Raw genomic sequence first — 15034 nt, 5'->3', positions numbered from 1 at the left:
ATCAAAGTTCCATCAGGTCGCGGCCGACGACGATCCGCCCCTTGTAGTGTTTGGCGACGGCATTGCGCCAGATGTCGTCGGTCAGCGACGGGTCGCCACCGGGAACAAAGTGGTTCAACACCAGCGTCTTGACCCCGGCTTCGGTGGCGATGCGTCCGACCTGCTCGGTGGTGGTGTGGCTGGCGAGCAGGTGTTCGCGCAAGCGCGCGGCCTGCGATTCGGCGGCAAGGATCTTGTCCAGCGCGGGCAGGTACATCACTTCGTGCACCAGTACGTCGGCGCCGCGCGCGAGTTCGACCAACGATGCCGATGGCCGGGTGTCGCCGGAGAACACGATCGAGCGATCGGGGCAATCGAAGCGATAGGCGAACGCCGGCGCGACCGGTGGATGCTGGATGAGCGCAGCCGTCACCTTGACGCGCGCGTCGTGCATCACCGGGCCCGCATGCGTCAGCTCATGCGGACGAATCAGCGGTGCAAGGGGTGGGCGACCCTCGTCGGCGATGCGGGTGCGGATATCGGCATCGTTCATTTCGAGGAAGAGCCGCGTCATCCGCGACAGTGGCGGCGGACCCCAGGTATCGACCGGATGCGCCAGGCTTCCGGCCCAGGCCAGCCATAGCAGGTTGCCGTAGTCGGCGGTGTGGTCGGAATGCTGGTGGGTGATGAAGACGTTCGCGATCTTGTCGAGCGCGATCCCGGCCAGCGCGAGTTGCCGCGCGACGCCATTGCCGCAATCGATCACGTAGACGAGGCCATCGACGATCAACGCGCCTGAAGGTGCGGCGCGCAGCGCCTTCGGCGTCGGGCCGCCGGCGGTGCCGAGCAGGACCAGGCGCGAACGCGGTGGTTCCGCGAGCGACAGCTTCGGCAGTGCAAGCGCACCAAGTCCGGCAAGGCCTGCGGACAGCAGCAGGCGGCGGTGGCGATCGGGCGTGTCTTCCATGCCCGCAGCCTACGCCATGCGCAACAGGTCAGCGATGGCGGTTGATGGTGTCGCGCAGTTCGCGGGCGGCGCGCGCGGCCGCATCGGCGTAGTCGTTGCCCATCGAGGCGTAGAGGATGCCGCGCGAGGAATTGATCATCAGTCCGCTGCCGTCGGCGCTGCGACCGTTCTTCACCACGGCTTCGACATCGCCGCCCTGCGCGCCGACGCCGGGGATCAGCAGCGGCATGTCGCCGACGATGCCGCGGATCACCTTCAGTTCTTCCGGGAAGGTTGCGCCGACCACCAGCGAGCAGTTGTTCGCGCCATTCCATTCCGTGGCGATGGTGCGGGCGATGCGCTGGTAGAGCGGTTCGCCGCCGCCGCTCTTGTCAGGCACGGTGAGTTCCTGGAAATCGCGGGCGCCGGGATTGGAGGTGTGGCAGAGGAAGACGCAGCCGCGATCGCCGCGTTGCAGGAAGGGCTGCGCGGAATCGCGGCCCATGTAGGGGTTGAGCGTCACCGCGTCGGCGCCGAAACGGTCGAAGGCTTCGACCGCGTATTGCTCGGCAGTGCTGCCGATGTCGCCGCGCTTGGCGTCGAGGATCACCGGGACCTCGGGATGTTCGGCATTGATGTGCGCGATCAGTCGCTGCAACGCCACCTCACCACCGTTGTGGGCGGCGAAATAGGCGATCTGTGGCTTGAAGGCGCAGGCGTACTCGGCAGTGGCGTCGGCGATGTCGCGGCAGAACGAGAACAGTGCGTCCTCGTCGTCGGCGAAGGCATCGGGGAATTTCGCGGGATCGGGATCCAGGCCGACGCAGACCAGGGTGCCGGCGGTGTTCCAGCGTGCGCGCAGTTTGGCGGCGAAGCTCATGTCGACCCGTGCGTCATTCGATGCCCGCTATTGTGCCAGCCTGGGGTCGCCGTTTCCGGGAGAGGCAATCATGAAGGTCATCGTCTATGGCGCCAGCGGCATGGTCGGGCAGGGCGTCCTGCGCGAATGCCTGGCGGCGACGGATGTCGAGGAAGTGCTGAGCATCGGCCGCAGCCCATTGGGGCAGGCGCATCCCAAGCTGCGCGAACTGGTGCAGCCGGATCTGTACGACTACAGCGAGACCGCCGCGCGCCTGGCCGGCTACGATGCCTGCTTCTTCTGCCTCGGCGTTTCCGCGGCCGGCCTCGACGAGGCGGCCTATACCCGCATCACCCACGATCTCACCCTGGCCGCGGCCGAGGCGCTGGCGCCGCGCAATCCGCAGATGGTCTTCACCTATGTCAGCGGCACCGGCACGGATTCCAGCGAGCGGGGCGGGGTGATGTGGGCGCGGGTCAAGGGGCGCACCGAGAACGATCTGCTGAAACTGCCGTTCAAGGCCGCCTACATGTTCCGTCCGGGCGCGATCCGCGCGCTGGACGGCATCCGGTCGAAGACGCCGGCTTATCGCTGGGCCTACCTATTCGTGGGCCCTCTGCTGGCGCCGCTGCAGAGGCTGTTCCCCACGCGGATCGTCACCACCCGCGAGATGGGGCTGGCGATGCTGGAAGTGGCGCGGCATGGGGCGGATCGAAGGATCATCGAGCCGCCCGATATCCACGCGCTGGCGCGGACCGGCGTTACTTCAGCGCCTTGAAGCGGAGGCGGTGCGGGCCGGCGTTGTCGCCCATGCGGCGCTTCTTGTCTTCCTCGTATTCGCGGTAGTTGCCCTGGAAGAACTCGACGTGCGAATCGCCTTCGAAGGCGAGGATGTGCGTGGCGATGCGATCGAGGAACCAGCGGTCGTGCGAGATCACGAAGGTATTGCCGGGGAATTCCAGCAAGGCGTCTTCCAGCGCGCGCAGCGTTTCGACGTCGAGGTCGTTCGACGGTTCGTCGAGCAGCAACACGTTGCCGCCCTGCAGCAGCGTCTTGGCGAGATGCAGGCGTCCGCGTTCACCGCCCGACAGCGAGCCGACCATCTTCTGCTGGTCCTGGCCCTTGAAGTTGAAGCGACCGATGTAGGCGCGCGACTGGATCTCGATGCCGTTGATGTTGAGGATGTCGAGGCCGCCCGACACTTCCTGGAACACGTTGTGGTTGCCTTCCAGCTTGTCGCGGCTCTGGTCGACGTAGGCGAGGTTGACCGTCGGGCCGAAATCGATCTCGCCGGAATCCGGCTTCTCGAGGCCCATGATCATCTTGAACAGCGTCGACTTGCCGGCGCCGTTGGGGCCGATGATGCCGACGATCGCGCCCGGCGGCACCATGAAGCTGAGGTCGTCGATCAGCAGGCGATCGCCGAACTTCTTGGTGACGTGCTTGAACTCGATCACCTTCTGGCCGAGGCGCTCGCCCGGCGGGATGAAGATTTCATTGGTCTCGGCACGGCGCTGGTAATCGACCGACTGCAACTCGTCCAGTCGCGCCAGTCGCGCCTTGCCCTTGCTGCGGCCGCCCTTGGCATTCTGGCGAGCCCACTCGAGCTCCTTCTGGATCGCCTTCTGGCGCGCCTTCTCCTGGCCTTCTTCCTGCTTCAGGCGCTCGTCCTTCTGCACCAGCCATTCGGTGTAGTTGCCCTTCCACGGAATGCCGCGGCCACGGTCGAGTTCGAGGATCCACTCGGCGGCGTTGTCGAGGAAGTAGCGATCGTGGGTCACCGCCACCACGGTGCCGGTGTAGCGGGCGAGGAACTGTTCCAGCCATTCGACGGATTCGGCGTCGAGGTGGTTGGTTGGTTCGTCGAGCAGCAGCATGTCCGGCTTCTGCAGCAACAGGCGGCACAGCGCGACGCGGCGCTTTTCACCACCCGACAGTGCACCGATCTTGGCGTCCCACGGCGGCAGGCGCAGCGCATCGGCCGCGACTTCCAGCTGGTTCTCCAGCGTATGCGCGTCGCCAGCGGCGAGGATCGCCTCGAGGCGTTCCTGTTCCTTGGCCAGGGCATCGAAATCGGCGCCTTCTTCCGCATAGGCGTCGTAGATCTTGTCGAGCGCGGCCTGTGCGTTCAGCACTTCGCCCACGCCTTCCTCGACCGCTTCGCGCACGGTCTTGTTCGGGTCGAGTTCCGGTTCCTGGGGCAGGTAGCCGACCTTGATGCCCGGCTGCGGGCGCGCTTCGCCGACGAAATCGGTGTCGACGCCGGCCATGATCTTCAGCACCGTCGACTTGCCGGCGCCGTTGAGGCCGAGCAGGCCGATCTTGGCGCCCGGGAAGAACGACAGCGAGATGTCCTTGATGATCTGGCGCTTGGGCGGAACGGTCTTGGAAACGCCGTTCATGGTGTAGATGTATTGCGACATGCTCGCTCCGGCGCCCGCTGGGGCACCCAGGTTCTGTGGATGATGTCGCCAATTATACCGGCGCCCATCCACAGGCTGAATGCGGCGCTTTCCGGCAGCTAAATGCCCCGTGGCAAAGCACTATCCCTTCAGCCGCAAACGCGCATATTGGCGCCGTCACCACACGCACGGCCGGGAGGTCGTCATGAAGACCACGATGAAAGGTGCGGCACTGTTCCTGGCCCTGTCGGCAGTTCCGTTCGCCGCATCCGCCCAGGATTGGCGGGATCACGGCCGTGATCGCGGCCAGCAACAGCAGCCGTCCGATGGCAACAACGGGAACAACGGCGGCCAGCAGCACGATCGCGGCAACAATGGTCGTGGCTGGGGCAGTCGCGACAACGGCAACAACGGCAATGGCAATCGCGACAACAACCGTGGCTGGGCGAATCGCGACAACGGCAACAACAACGGCAACAACAATGGCCGCGGTTGGGGCGATCGCGGTGGCTGGCAGCAGCGCGACGGCAATGGCTATGGCCAGCGCCCGCAGATGCCGCCGCCGCAGGTGAACAACTACTACGGACGTGGCAGTTACGGCTATCGCGGCCACGACCGCGATCGCGATCGCGACTACCGTTACGCTCCGCCGCCGCGCGCGTACTACCCGAGCCGTGGTCGCGGCTACTACAGCGTTGGCTACGGCTATCGTCCGGAACCGGTGTGGACCGTCGGCAACGTCTATTACGGCGACGACTACGCCCCGACCTACAGCGTCGACGACTATGGCGATTACGGCCTGTACGACCCGCCGCGCGGCTATGGCTGGCGTCGTGACGACTTCGGCCACTACCTGCTGGTCGCGATCACCAGCGGCATCATCGCCGACCTGCTGTTCGGCCACTGATGAATGAGAAAGCTTTGCCGCTCCAACCTGAATGGATGGAGCGGCCGATTTGAAGATCCAATCTGCGTTCAGGCGACTTCGGTAGATTCGACAGCGTGCACAGTGCACATCCCGCAGGGAGACACGATATGAAAACCACATACAAGCTCGCTTCGATGGCGCTGGCCGTGCTGGGCGCCGTTTCGCTGCCGGCGATGGCAAAGGATCACGGCGACGGCCGTCCGTATTACGTTGCCTATGGCGATGACGGGCATGGCCGCGGACACGGCCATGATCGCGACGACGACCAGGGTCGCGGCCGCGATCGCGATGACCGCCGCTACTACGGCGACCGCTATGACGACCGTGATCGCCGCTGGCACAAGAACGGTCACTGGGATAACGGCCGTCGTGGCCCGCCGCCTTGGGCGCGCGGTCGCGACTACCGCACCTATGGATACCGCAATGTGTATGTCGTCCCGTACGCGCAGTACCGCCCGTACGGCCTGTACGCCCCGCGCCCGGGCTATCGCTGGGTGCGTGACGATGGCGGCAACTTCCTGATGGTCGCGATCGCCAGCGGCATCATCGCTGACGTCCTGCTGCATCATTGATCTAGCTACCCAATAGCTGGTAGATGGAGGAAAGGCGCGCTTCGGCGCGCCTTTTCCGTTGGAGCCGGGCAGCGCCGCTACAATGGGGGTTTCCGCCTTCCGGAGTGCCCGATGTTCCCCCGCGACAGCCGTATCGAAGGATTCGACCCCGAACTCGCCGCCGCCATCGCCGGCGAAGATCGCCGCCAGGAAGATCACGTCGAGTTGATCGCCTCCGAGAACTACGCCAGCCCGCGGGTGATGGAAGCGCAGGGCAGCAAGCTCACCAACAAGTACGCGGAAGGCTATCCGGGCAAGCGTTATTACGGTGGCTGCGAATTCGTCGACATCGCCGAGCAGCTGGCGATCGACCGCCTGAAGCAGTTGTTCGGAGCCGATTACGCCAACGTCCAGCCGCACTCGGGCTCGCAGGCCAACCAGGCCGTCTACCTCGCGCTGCTCAATCCCGGCGACACCATCCTCGGCATGTCGCTGGCCCACGGCGGCCACCTCACCCACGGTGCCAAGGTCAACGTCAGCGGCAAGCTGTTCAATGCCGTGCAGTACGGCGTCAATGACGAAGGGCTGATCGACTACGACGAAGTCGAACGCCTCGCCGTCGAACACAAGCCGAAGATGCTGGTCGGCGGTTTCTCGGCTTATTCGCGCGTGGTCGACTGGGCGCGCATGCGCGCGATCGCCGACAAGGTCGGCGCGATCTTCTTCGTCGACATGGCCCACGTTGCTGGCCTGATCGCCGCTGGCGTCTATCCGAGCCCGCTGCCGCACGCACACGTGGTGACCTCGACCACCCACAAGACGCTGCGCGGTCCGCGCGGCGGCATCATCGTCGCCAAGGGCGAGGGCGAAGCCTTCGACGAGATGGCCAAGAAGCTGCAGTCGATCGTGTTCCCGGGCATCCAGGGTGGTCCGCTGATGCACGTGATCGCCGCCAAGGCAGTCGCCTTCAAGGAAGCGCTGGATCCGTCGTTCAAGGAATACCAGCAGCAGGTCGTCAAGAACGCGCAGGCGATGGCGAAGACGATCGTCGCGCGCGGCTACAAGATCGTGTCCGGCGGCACCGACAACCACCTGATGCTGATCGACATGATCGGCAAGGGCGTCACCGGCAAGGCCGCCGAGGAAGCGCTGGGTCGCGCCCACATCACCGTCAACAAGAATGCGGTGCCCAACGATCCGCAGAAGCCGTTCGTGACCTCGGGCCTGCGCATCGGCACCCCGGCGGTGACCACGCGCGGCTACAAGGAACCGGAATGCGTGGCACTGGCGGAGTGGATCTGCGACGTGCTGGACAACCCGAAGTCGGAAGACGTGATCGCCGGCGTCCGCGCCAACGTCGAACTGCAGTGCAAGCAGTTCCCGGTTTACGGTTGAACTGATTCAGCGGGCGGCAGTGCCGCCCAGCGTCTTGCGGAAGAATGCCAGCGCATCGGCATTGATCCGCACATGTTCCGCGGCCCGGTCCACGCCCGGCGGGTCGCGGCAGATGTCCGGCACGTCGGCGGCCAGTTCGCGCGTGCACGGCGGAATGAACACCCAATGGTCGGCCTTCGGGATCGAGCGCACGCCGACCAGCGTCTTGAGCAGCGGCCGGATGCGCGCGGCGTTCTCCGACGGGCGGAGCACGCTATCCGCCTCGCCGTAATACAGGAACACCGGCCGATCGATGCCGGACAGGCTGTCGGCGTCGAACATCACGCTCATCGGCGCCATCGCGAAGGCGGACTTCACCCGAGGGTCGGAAGTGCGGCCCCAGTCGCCGAGATGATCCTGGATGCCCTGCAGGAATTGCTCCAGCGTCTGCCCGTGGCGCGCCGCCTCGGCGCGGTAGGCCTCCGCGCCGGCGCACATCGCGTCGCGTGCGTAGCGGGCGCAGTATTCGGCGAAGCGGGGCACCCGTGCCTTCGCCCCGACCAGCGTCAACGCGGTATAGCCGCCGTTGGAGAACCCGGCCACGCCGATGCGGCCCGGATCGATCAGCGGACTCCAGCGCGGATCGCGCAGCAGTGCGTCGATGGCGGCCGAAATCTGCACCGGGCGGCCTCCCCAGACTTCGGCATGGCCGTCGAGGCTGGCGTCGCGGAAGTTGTCGCCGGGATGGGTGACCGTCGCCACCACGAAGCCGTGGCCCGCCAGGTACGTGGCGAGATCGGCATGTCCCAGCCCGGACCCGCCGTGGCCGTGCGAGATCAGGACGAGCGGCTTCGCACCGGGCAGCGGACGCGCATCGGCCACCGCATCGATGTCGTAGACCCCGACCCGCATCGGTTTGCCCGGCTTGATCGCCGCCGGATAGAACAGGTATCCCGTCATCGGGCCGCCGCGCACGGGATCCCGGGTCTCGAAGGTGGTGTAGCCGACGCCGCCGGCCGGACCGGGCGGCTGCCCGGCGATCGCGGTGGTGCAGGCCAGCCATGCGAGGGCGATCAGGAACAGGCGAACGGCGATGTGCATGCGTGTCTTCTCCACGGGGTGGGTCATCATGCCTTGCGCCGGATGGCATGCGTTAAAGTGTAGGGAATCCACTCGTCGACGTGCGAATTCCGCGTGCATTGCCCGTATTGCCAGCACTCCGATACCCGCGTGATCGATTCGCGCGTGTCCGACGACGGCGCGACGATCCGTCGTCGTCGCGAGTGCGAGGCCTGCGGGGAACGGTTTTCGACGCTGGAAACCATCGAATTGAAGCTGCCGGCGATCGTCAAGTCCGACGGTCGCCGCGAGAACTTCGACGCCCGCAAGTTGCGCCTGAGCTTCGACCGCGCGCTGCACAAGCGCCCGGTGTCGGAAGAGCAGATCGAGGTCGGCGTGCGCGCGGTGGTGCACCAGCTGCGCAGGACCACCGAACGCGAACTGCCGTCGCGACGCGTCGGCGAATTCGTGATGGCGGAACTGCGCAAGCTCGACCAGGTCGCCTTCGTGCGTTTCGCCTCGGTCTATCGCAAGTTCGAGGACGCGGCCGATTTCCGCGAGGAGCTCGATCGCCTCGAGCACGATCTCGCCGGCGAAGGGCAATTGCCGTTGCTCGGTGGCGAAGTGGTGCCGATCGACAGGAACAAGAAGCGCTGAGGCAATGAGCGTGTTCACTGCTTTCGACCACGCGATGATGGCGCGGGCACTGCGCCTCGCGGAGCGGGGTGCGTACACCACCAAGCCGAACCCGATGGTCGGCTGCGTCATCACCCAGGATGAAGGCGTGGTTGGCGAAGGCTGGCACGAACGCGCCGGCGAGCCCCATGCCGAAGTGATGGCGCTGCGCGATGCCGGCGGCCGTGCCTACGGCGCGACCGCCTACGTGACGCTGGAACCGTGCGCGCACACCGGGCGCACGCCGCCATGCACGGAAGCGTTGATCGGCGCCGGTGTCAGCCGCGTGGTCGCGGCGATGCGCGATCCCTTCCCGAAAGTCGATGGCGCGGGTTTCGCGCGTTTGCAGGCGGCCGGCATTGACGTCGCGTCGGGCCTGATGGAGGCGCAGGCGCGCCAGCTCAATCGTGCCTTCCTCGCGCGCGTCGAACGCGGGCGGCCGTGGGTGCGGATCAAGCAGGGCATCAGCCTGGATGGCCGCACCGCGCTGGCCAGCGGCGAATCGAAATGGATCACCAGCCCGCAGTCGCGCGAGGACGTACATCGCTGGCGCGCGCGCTGCGGCGCTTTGTTGACCGGTGCGGGGACGGTGCTCGCCGACGATCCGCACCTGACCGTGCGCCTGCCGAATGGCGTGCCGTATGTGCCGCCGTTGCGCGTGGTGCTCGATCCCGGCCTGGCGACGATCGCGCGCGGCCATGTCCGCGAAGGCGAAGTGCCGACGCTCTACATGCACGCGCCGGACGCCAAGCCGCCGCGTGAATTCAATGCGCAGCGCATTGCCGTTCCGATGCAGGGCCGGAACCTCGACTTGCAGGCGGTGCTGGCCGAACTCGCCCGCCGCGAGATCAACGAAGTGCAGATCGAAGCCGGCGCCACGCTTTCGGGCGCGTTCCTGAGCGCGGGACTGGTGGACGAGCTTCTGCTCTACGTCGCGCCATTGCTGCTCGGCGATCGCGCGCGTCCGATGTTCGACGGGTTGTCGATCGAAACGATGGCCGATCGCCACGAACTGGAAATCACCGACATGCGCCAGGTCGGGCCGGACCAGCGCCTGTTGTTGCGGCGGAAGGGATCATGAGCTTCTCCGACCATTTCTCCGCGGTCGCAGCCGATTACGCCGCCGCGCGCCCGGAATATCCGCCGGCATTGTTCGACTGGATTGCCTCGATCGCGCCGGCACGCGGCCTGTGCTGGGAAGCCGGCTGCGGCAGTGGCCAGGCCACGCGCGATCTCGCCCGCCGTTTCGATCGCGTGCATGCCAGCGATCCGAGCACGGCGCAGATCGCGCAGGCGCCGAAGCTGGCCAACGTCGACTTCGTGGTCGAGCCCGGCGAACGCTGTGCCTTGCCCGATGCCAGCGCCGACGCGGCATGCGTGGCGCAGGCATTGCACTGGTTCGATCGTCCGGCCTATTTCGCCGAAGTCGCGCGTGTGCTCAAGCCGGGGGGCGTGCTGGTGGCCTGGGGCTACCAGGACATCGTCGTGCCGCCGATGCTGGAAGCGGTGAATGATGCTTTCCAGTCGATGATCCTCCCGTACTGGCCGCCGGAGCGCGAAGACATCAATGCGGCGTATGCCGGTTATGCCTGGCCATTCCCGGCGATCGAAGTTCCGGAGTTCCACTTGAGTGTGGAGTGGCCACTGGCGCGCATGCTCGGCTATTTCTCCAGCTATTCGGCGAGCAAGCGCTATCGCGAAGCCACCGGCGTCGATGCGGTCGCAACGGTTCGCCAACAATTCGAATCCGCATGGGGCGATGCGCCGATGCAGCAGTTGCATTGGCCATTGTTCGTGCACGCTTTCAGGAAACAGTATTGATGTTCACGGGGTTGATCCAGGGTGTCGGCGGTTTGCGTGGCAGCGAGCCGCGCGATGGCGGGCTGCGCATGCAGATCGATGTCGGCAGCCTGCCGTTCGCCGATGTCGAATTGGGCGAGAGCATCGCCGTCAACGGCGTCTGCCTGACGGTGGTGCAGTTCGATGCGGAGTCGTTCGCAGTCGATGTCTCCAGCGAGACCTTGCGCCTGACCACGCTCGGGAATTTGAAGGCGAACGCGGTGTTGAACCTCGAACGCGCGATGCGCCCGAGCGATCGTTTCGGCGGCCATGTCGTCAGTGGCCACGTCGATGGCATGGGCAAGGTGCTGCAGGCGGGCACTGCCGATGGCGAACAGGTCTGGCGTTTCGCCGCCCCGCGCGAGCTGCATCGCTACATCGCGAAGAAGGGTTCGATCTGCGTCGATGGCGTCAGCCTGACCGTCAACGAAGTGGACGACGAAGGATTCGCGGTGATGCTGATCCCGCACACCATCAGCCATACGGCGTTTTCCGCGACCCGTGCCGGCGACGCGGTGAACCTTGAGGTCGACCTGATCGCGCGCTACGTCGAACGCATGCTGGGAGCACAACGATGAGCTTCGCCACCATTCCCGAAATCCTCGACGAATTGCGCGCTGGGCGCATGGTCGTGATCGTCGATGACGAGGATCGCGAGAACGAAGGCGACCTGATCATGGCGGCGGAGCTGGTCAAGCCCTCCGACATCAACTTCATGGTGACGCATGCGCGCGGACTGGTCTGCCTGTCGCTGCTGCGCGAACGCTGCCAGCAGCTCGGCCTGCCGCCGATGGTGCGCGACAACACCTCGCCGCACCACACCAACTTCACCGTCAGCATCGAGGCGGCGGAAGGCGTCACGACCGGCATCAGCGCCTACGATCGCGCCCACACCGTGCGCACCGCGGTGCGTCCCGACGCGCAGCCCAGCGACCTCTCGCAGCCGGGCCACATCTTCCCGCTGATGGCGCAGCCGGGCGGCGTGTTGAGCCGCGCCGGCCATACTGAAGCGGCCAGCGATCTCGCCTTGCTGGCCGGACTCGAGCCGGCCGGCGTGCTGGTGGAGATCCTCAACGCCGACGGCAGCATGGCGCGTCGTCCCGAGCTGGAAGTGTTCGCGCGCGAACACGGCCTGAAGATGGGGTCGATCGAAGCGCTGATCCGCCATCGCCTCGCCACAGAGCACACCATCGATGCGGTCGACGAGCGCACGATCGCGACGCCGCACGGCGAATTCGTCCTCCACACCTTCCGTGACCGTCTCAGTCACCAGCTGCACTTCGCCCTGCAGCTCGGCAAGGCCGATCCGCAGGTGGCGACACTGGCGCGCGTGCAGGTCGCCAATCCGCTGGTCGATGCGCTCCACTGGCAGCGCGACGATCTCGGCCTGCCCACCGGCGAGGTGCTGGCGATGATCGCCGCGGCCGGGTCCGGCGTGCTGGTCCTGCTGTCTGAACCGCAGTCGCCCGACGCCTTGCTGGAACGCATCCGCGAACCCGCGACCGGCACCGCCAAGGCGCCGGCGGTGCAGCAATGGCGGCAAACCGGCGCCGGTTCGCAGATCCTCGCCAGCCTCGGTTACGGCCGCCTGCGGGTGATCGGCACCCCGCGCAAGCAGGTCGGTCTATCCGGCTTCGGCCTGGAAGTGGTCGAGCACGTGGCCGGCCCGCGCTAAACTGGGCGTCTTTCCCGCATTCCGGACCTCCATGCCCAGTTTTGAAGGCGATCTCCGCGCCGCCGAAGGCGCCCGCTTCGCCATCGTCGCCAGCCGCTGGAACTCGCGCATCACCGAAGCGCTGATCGAAGGCGCGCGCTCCGGCTTCAAGGCCAATGGCGTCGACGATGCGCAGATCGACCTCGTGCGCGTCCCCGGGGCCTGGGAATTGCCGGTGACCTGCGCGGCGCTGGCCAAGGGCGGTCGCCATGCCGGCATCGTCGCCCTCGGTTGCGTGGTGCGCGGCGATACCCGCCATTACGAACACGTCGCCGACGGTTGCTCGCAAGGCCTGATGCAGGTCGCGCTGGAGCACGGCGTGCCGGTCGCCAACGGCGTCCTCGCGGTGGAGCAATATGAAGATGCCGAAGCGCGCGCCGGTGGCGCGCACGGCAACAAGGGCGAGGAGACCGCATTCGTGGTGCTGGAAATGTCCAACCTGCTGGAGCGCCTGAAGTGACCGGTACGAGCGGTCATGGCCACCGTCGCCACGACGGCATCGATCCGGTCCTGCGCACGCGCGCACGCCGCCGCGCCATGCAGGCGATCTACGCCTGGCAGATGTCGGGTGGCGAAGCGCGCCAGGTGATCGCGCAGTTCGCCCACGAACAGGCGCGCGAGCAGGCCGACCTCGTCTACTTCGAGGACATCGTGAAGGGCGTGCTGGCGCATCGCCACGACAACGACGAAGCCCTGCGCAGCCTGCTCGATCGCGATGTCGACGAAGTCGATCCGGTCGAACGTGCGGTGCTGCGCATCGCCACCTACGAACTGCGCCAGCGCATCGACGTGCCGTATCGCGTGGTGATCAACGAGGCGATCGAAACCGCCAAGCGTTTCGGCGCCGAGCACGGCCACACCTACGTCAACGGCGTGCTCGACCGCGCTGCCGAAGCCTGGCGTGCGGTCGAGGTGAACGCCGCGCGCAAGTGAGCGGCGAGTTCGACCTGATTTCCCGGATCGCGGCCCGCGTATCGCCGCGATCCGACGTGATCCTGGGCATTGGCGACGACGGCGCGATCCTGCATCCGCCGGCCGGCAGCGAGCTGGTGATCGTCACCGACACGCTCAACAGCGGCGTGCATTTCCCGGAATCGACCGCTGCCCATGACGTTGGCTGGAAGGCGCTGGCGGTCAATCTCTCCGATCTCGCGGCGATGGGCGCGACACCGGCCTGGTGCACGCTGGCGTTGTCGCTGCCGTCGCCCGATGATGCCTGGCTGGATGCCTGCATCGATGGCTTCCTCGCACTTGCCGAACAACACGGCATCGCCCTGGTCGGCGGCGATACCACGCGCGGACCGCTGTCGCTGACCGTCACGGCCTGCGGCTTTGTTGCGGCAGGAACCGCCTTGCGTCGCGATGCCGCGAAAGTTGGCGACGATATCTGGGTGAGCGGCACGCTGGGCGATGCTGCGGCTGCCTTGCGCGAAGTGTTGCAGGGCAAGTCGTGTGTGGATGTATTGCGATCGCGCCTCGACCGACCGACGCCGCGTTGCGCGCTGGGGCAGTCGCTGGTCGGGATCGCGCATGCCTGCATCGATGTGTCCGATGGGGTGTTGCAGGACCTCGGGCACGTCTGTGCCGCGAGCGGAGTCGGCGCGGAAATCCGGCTGGATGCGTTGCCGACGTCGGATGCGCTCGTTGCGCTAACGGTGGGCGCGGAACGCTGGCGGCTGCAATCCGCTGGCGACGATTACGAGCTTTGCTTCACTGCCGATCCTTCGCAGCGTGATGCGTTGGTGACGATGTCGAATACGCTTGGTGTTCGCTTGACATGCGTTGGTCGTGTCGTTGCCGGCGACGGCGTGCATGCATTCGATGCGAATGGTCGCGAGGTACGGCTACAGACGTCTGGCTACGAACATTTCGCTTGAAAAGCATCGCCCGGCTAAACGCCTGCTGCGGTTATCCGTATCGCCGACACGCCGTGAATCCATCCATGGAGGCTCGACTCGGCATCCATGCCTCGTATGGTCGGCGATACGGACGAACCGCACAGGCGCTGCCGGTGGCGAGCTTTTCACTCTTTCTTGAAAGCAACAACACGCGCGCGGCGGCGGGTGCGTCAGTCCGGGGCGTGGGCATTGCGCCGCATGGATGCGGCGCATGAGCCTACATGGATGTATTCACGGCGTCCCACGCACCGGAGCTGGCCCCCCGCCAAGCCAGCGCGTGCGGTTACCGCCCCGACCGATTGATCAGTTTCCACAGCGCGACGCCGCCGAATAGCGGCAACCACACCCAGTGCAGTTCCGACACCAGCGTCGCCATTCCGCGCGCGCTGAAGAATCCCGCGCCGATTGGCGAAACCAGGATCGGCCGCCACGGCGCGAACCAGCGGACGTCGCTCCACGGCCATGCGATCGCCACGCCGAGCCCGCCTGATGTCATCGCGTCCAGCAGGGGATGCGAGATCGCGCAGACGAAGAGCCACGCAGCGGCCTGCCAGCGATTGCTGCTTAGTCGGCCTGAAAACAATGCGCCGATCACCGCGACCAGAACCGCGAACAACAACGAGTGCGTCGCGCCGCGATGGCCGAACGCGCTCTCGTAGGGAATGTGCAGCGCGAACGACAGCACATCGATATCCGGCAGCATCGACGCGACCACCCCTGCGACCAGCAGGCGCGGCGGGATCCGGCCATGCTCGGCGGCTGCATACAGCGCGAGCGGGACGGCGGCGTGGGTGATGATCGAAGGCATGT

Annotated in this window: 17 protein-coding genes; 12 read left to right on the top strand and 5 right to left on the bottom strand. The window is 66.3% G+C overall.

The genetic code is table 11. The features are described 5' to 3' along the window. Position 1: 1 nt before the first annotated feature. Positions 2–946: an MBL fold metallo-hydrolase gene (locus tag ABE093_RS04330; RefSeq protein ID WP_430759607.1), complete on the bottom strand. Its 945-nt coding sequence runs from the start codon at positions 944–946 to the stop codon at positions 2–4. Between the two features lie 28 nt (positions 947–974). Next, the gene (gene pyrF, locus ABE093_RS04325) at positions 975–1805 is read right to left on the bottom strand and encodes an orotidine-5'-phosphate decarboxylase (protein ID WP_430759606.1); all 831 of its coding nucleotides are present in this window, start codon (positions 1803–1805) and stop codon (positions 975–977) included. 70 nt (positions 1806–1875) lie between these two features. Between pyrF and ABE093_RS04320 the strand changes: the two genes are divergently transcribed. Continuing rightward, positions 1876–2562: an NAD-dependent epimerase/dehydratase family protein gene (locus ABE093_RS04320; protein WP_430759605.1), complete on the top strand. Its 687-nt coding sequence runs from the start codon at positions 1876–1878 to the stop codon at positions 2560–2562. Here the strand turns inward: ABE093_RS04320 and ettA are convergent. Then, positions 2546–4207 carry an energy-dependent translational throttle protein EttA gene (gene ettA, locus ABE093_RS04315; protein ID WP_430759604.1) on the bottom strand — a complete coding sequence of 554 codons (1662 nt, stop codon included), beginning with the start codon at positions 4205–4207 and terminating at the stop codon, positions 2546–2548. The genes ABE093_RS04320 and ettA overlap by 17 nt on opposite strands. A 184-nt stretch (positions 4208–4391) precedes the next feature. Here ettA and ABE093_RS04310 point away from each other — a divergent pair, with 184 nt between their 5' ends. The 3 genes from ABE093_RS04310 (at position 4392) to glyA (ending at position 7060) form a co-directional block, all read left to right on the top strand. Further along, the gene (locus tag ABE093_RS04310; RefSeq protein WP_430759603.1) at positions 4392–5093 is read left to right on the top strand and encodes an RcnB family protein; all 702 of its coding nucleotides are present in this window, start codon (positions 4392–4394) and stop codon (positions 5091–5093) included. Positions 5094–5221: 128 nt separating this feature from the next. Then, the gene (locus tag ABE093_RS04305; protein WP_430759602.1) at positions 5222–5686 is read left to right on the top strand and encodes an RcnB family protein; all 465 of its coding nucleotides are present in this window, start codon (positions 5222–5224) and stop codon (positions 5684–5686) included. Between the two features lie 111 nt (positions 5687–5797). Further along, positions 5798–7060, top strand: coding sequence for a serine hydroxymethyltransferase (gene glyA / locus ABE093_RS04300; RefSeq protein WP_430759601.1), 1263 nt, complete (start codon positions 5798–5800; stop codon positions 7058–7060). Positions 7061–7066: 6 nt separating this feature from the next. Here the strand turns inward: glyA and ABE093_RS04295 are convergent, their stop codons facing one another. Continuing rightward, a complete protein-coding gene (locus ABE093_RS04295; protein ID WP_430759600.1) occupies positions 7067–8170 on the bottom strand; it encodes an alpha/beta hydrolase family protein in 1104 nt (367 codons plus the stop codon). A gap of 63 nt (positions 8171–8233) precedes the next feature. On the opposite strand from ABE093_RS04295, the gene nrdR reads away from it, so the two are divergent. The 8 genes from nrdR to thiL are packed head-to-tail and all read left to right on the top strand — an operon-like array spanning position 8234 to position 14203. After that, entirely contained in the window at positions 8234–8755 is a 522-nt protein-coding gene (gene nrdR / locus ABE093_RS04290) for a transcriptional regulator NrdR (protein WP_430759599.1), read from the top strand. 4 nt (positions 8756–8759) lie between these two features. Then, complete coding sequence (ribD, locus tag ABE093_RS04285) at positions 8760–9854, top strand: bifunctional diaminohydroxyphosphoribosylaminopyrimidine deaminase/5-amino-6-(5-phosphoribosylamino)uracil reductase RibD (RefSeq protein ID WP_430759598.1); 1095 nt, start codon at positions 8760–8762, stop codon at positions 9852–9854. Next, entirely contained in the window at positions 9851–10594 is a 744-nt protein-coding gene (locus tag ABE093_RS04280) for a class I SAM-dependent methyltransferase (RefSeq protein ID WP_430759597.1), read from the top strand. Before ribD ends, ABE093_RS04280 begins: the two co-directional genes overlap by 4 nt. Then, entirely contained in the window at positions 10594–11190 is a 597-nt protein-coding gene (locus tag ABE093_RS04275) for a riboflavin synthase (protein WP_430759596.1), read from the top strand. The genes ABE093_RS04280 and ABE093_RS04275 overlap by 1 nt, the downstream gene beginning before the upstream one ends. Then, positions 11187–12287, top strand: coding sequence for a 3,4-dihydroxy-2-butanone-4-phosphate synthase (gene ribB / locus ABE093_RS04270; protein ID WP_430759595.1), 1101 nt, complete (start codon positions 11187–11189; stop codon positions 12285–12287). Before ABE093_RS04275 ends, ribB begins: the two co-directional genes overlap by 4 nt. Before the next feature lie 31 nt (positions 12288–12318). Then, entirely contained in the window at positions 12319–12786 is a 468-nt protein-coding gene (gene ribH / locus ABE093_RS04265; RefSeq protein ID WP_430759594.1) for a 6,7-dimethyl-8-ribityllumazine synthase, read from the top strand. Then, complete coding sequence (gene nusB, locus ABE093_RS04260; protein WP_430759593.1) at positions 12783–13259, top strand: transcription antitermination factor NusB; 477 nt, start codon at positions 12783–12785, stop codon at positions 13257–13259. The genes ribH and nusB overlap by 4 nt, the downstream gene beginning before the upstream one ends. Beyond that, positions 13256–14203, top strand: a complete 948-nt coding sequence (gene thiL, locus ABE093_RS04255) for a thiamine-phosphate kinase (RefSeq protein ID WP_430759592.1) — start codon at positions 13256–13258, stop codon at positions 14201–14203. The genes nusB and thiL overlap by 4 nt, the downstream gene beginning before the upstream one ends. 304 nt (positions 14204–14507) lie before the next feature. Here thiL and ABE093_RS04250 read toward each other — a convergent pair whose 3' ends face one another. Further along, positions 14508–15032 (bottom strand): metal-dependent hydrolase, encoded by a 525-nt coding sequence (locus ABE093_RS04250; RefSeq protein ID WP_430759590.1) that lies wholly within the window; start codon positions 15030–15032, stop codon positions 14508–14510. Between the last annotated feature and the right edge of the window lie 2 nt (positions 15033–15034).

It is taken from the genome of Solilutibacter silvestris, assembly GCF_050574925.1.
Lineage (GTDB): Bacteria > Pseudomonadota > Gammaproteobacteria > Xanthomonadales > Xanthomonadaceae > Solilutibacter > Solilutibacter silvestris_A.
This window is presented reverse-complemented; position numbering and strand designations above follow the sequence as displayed.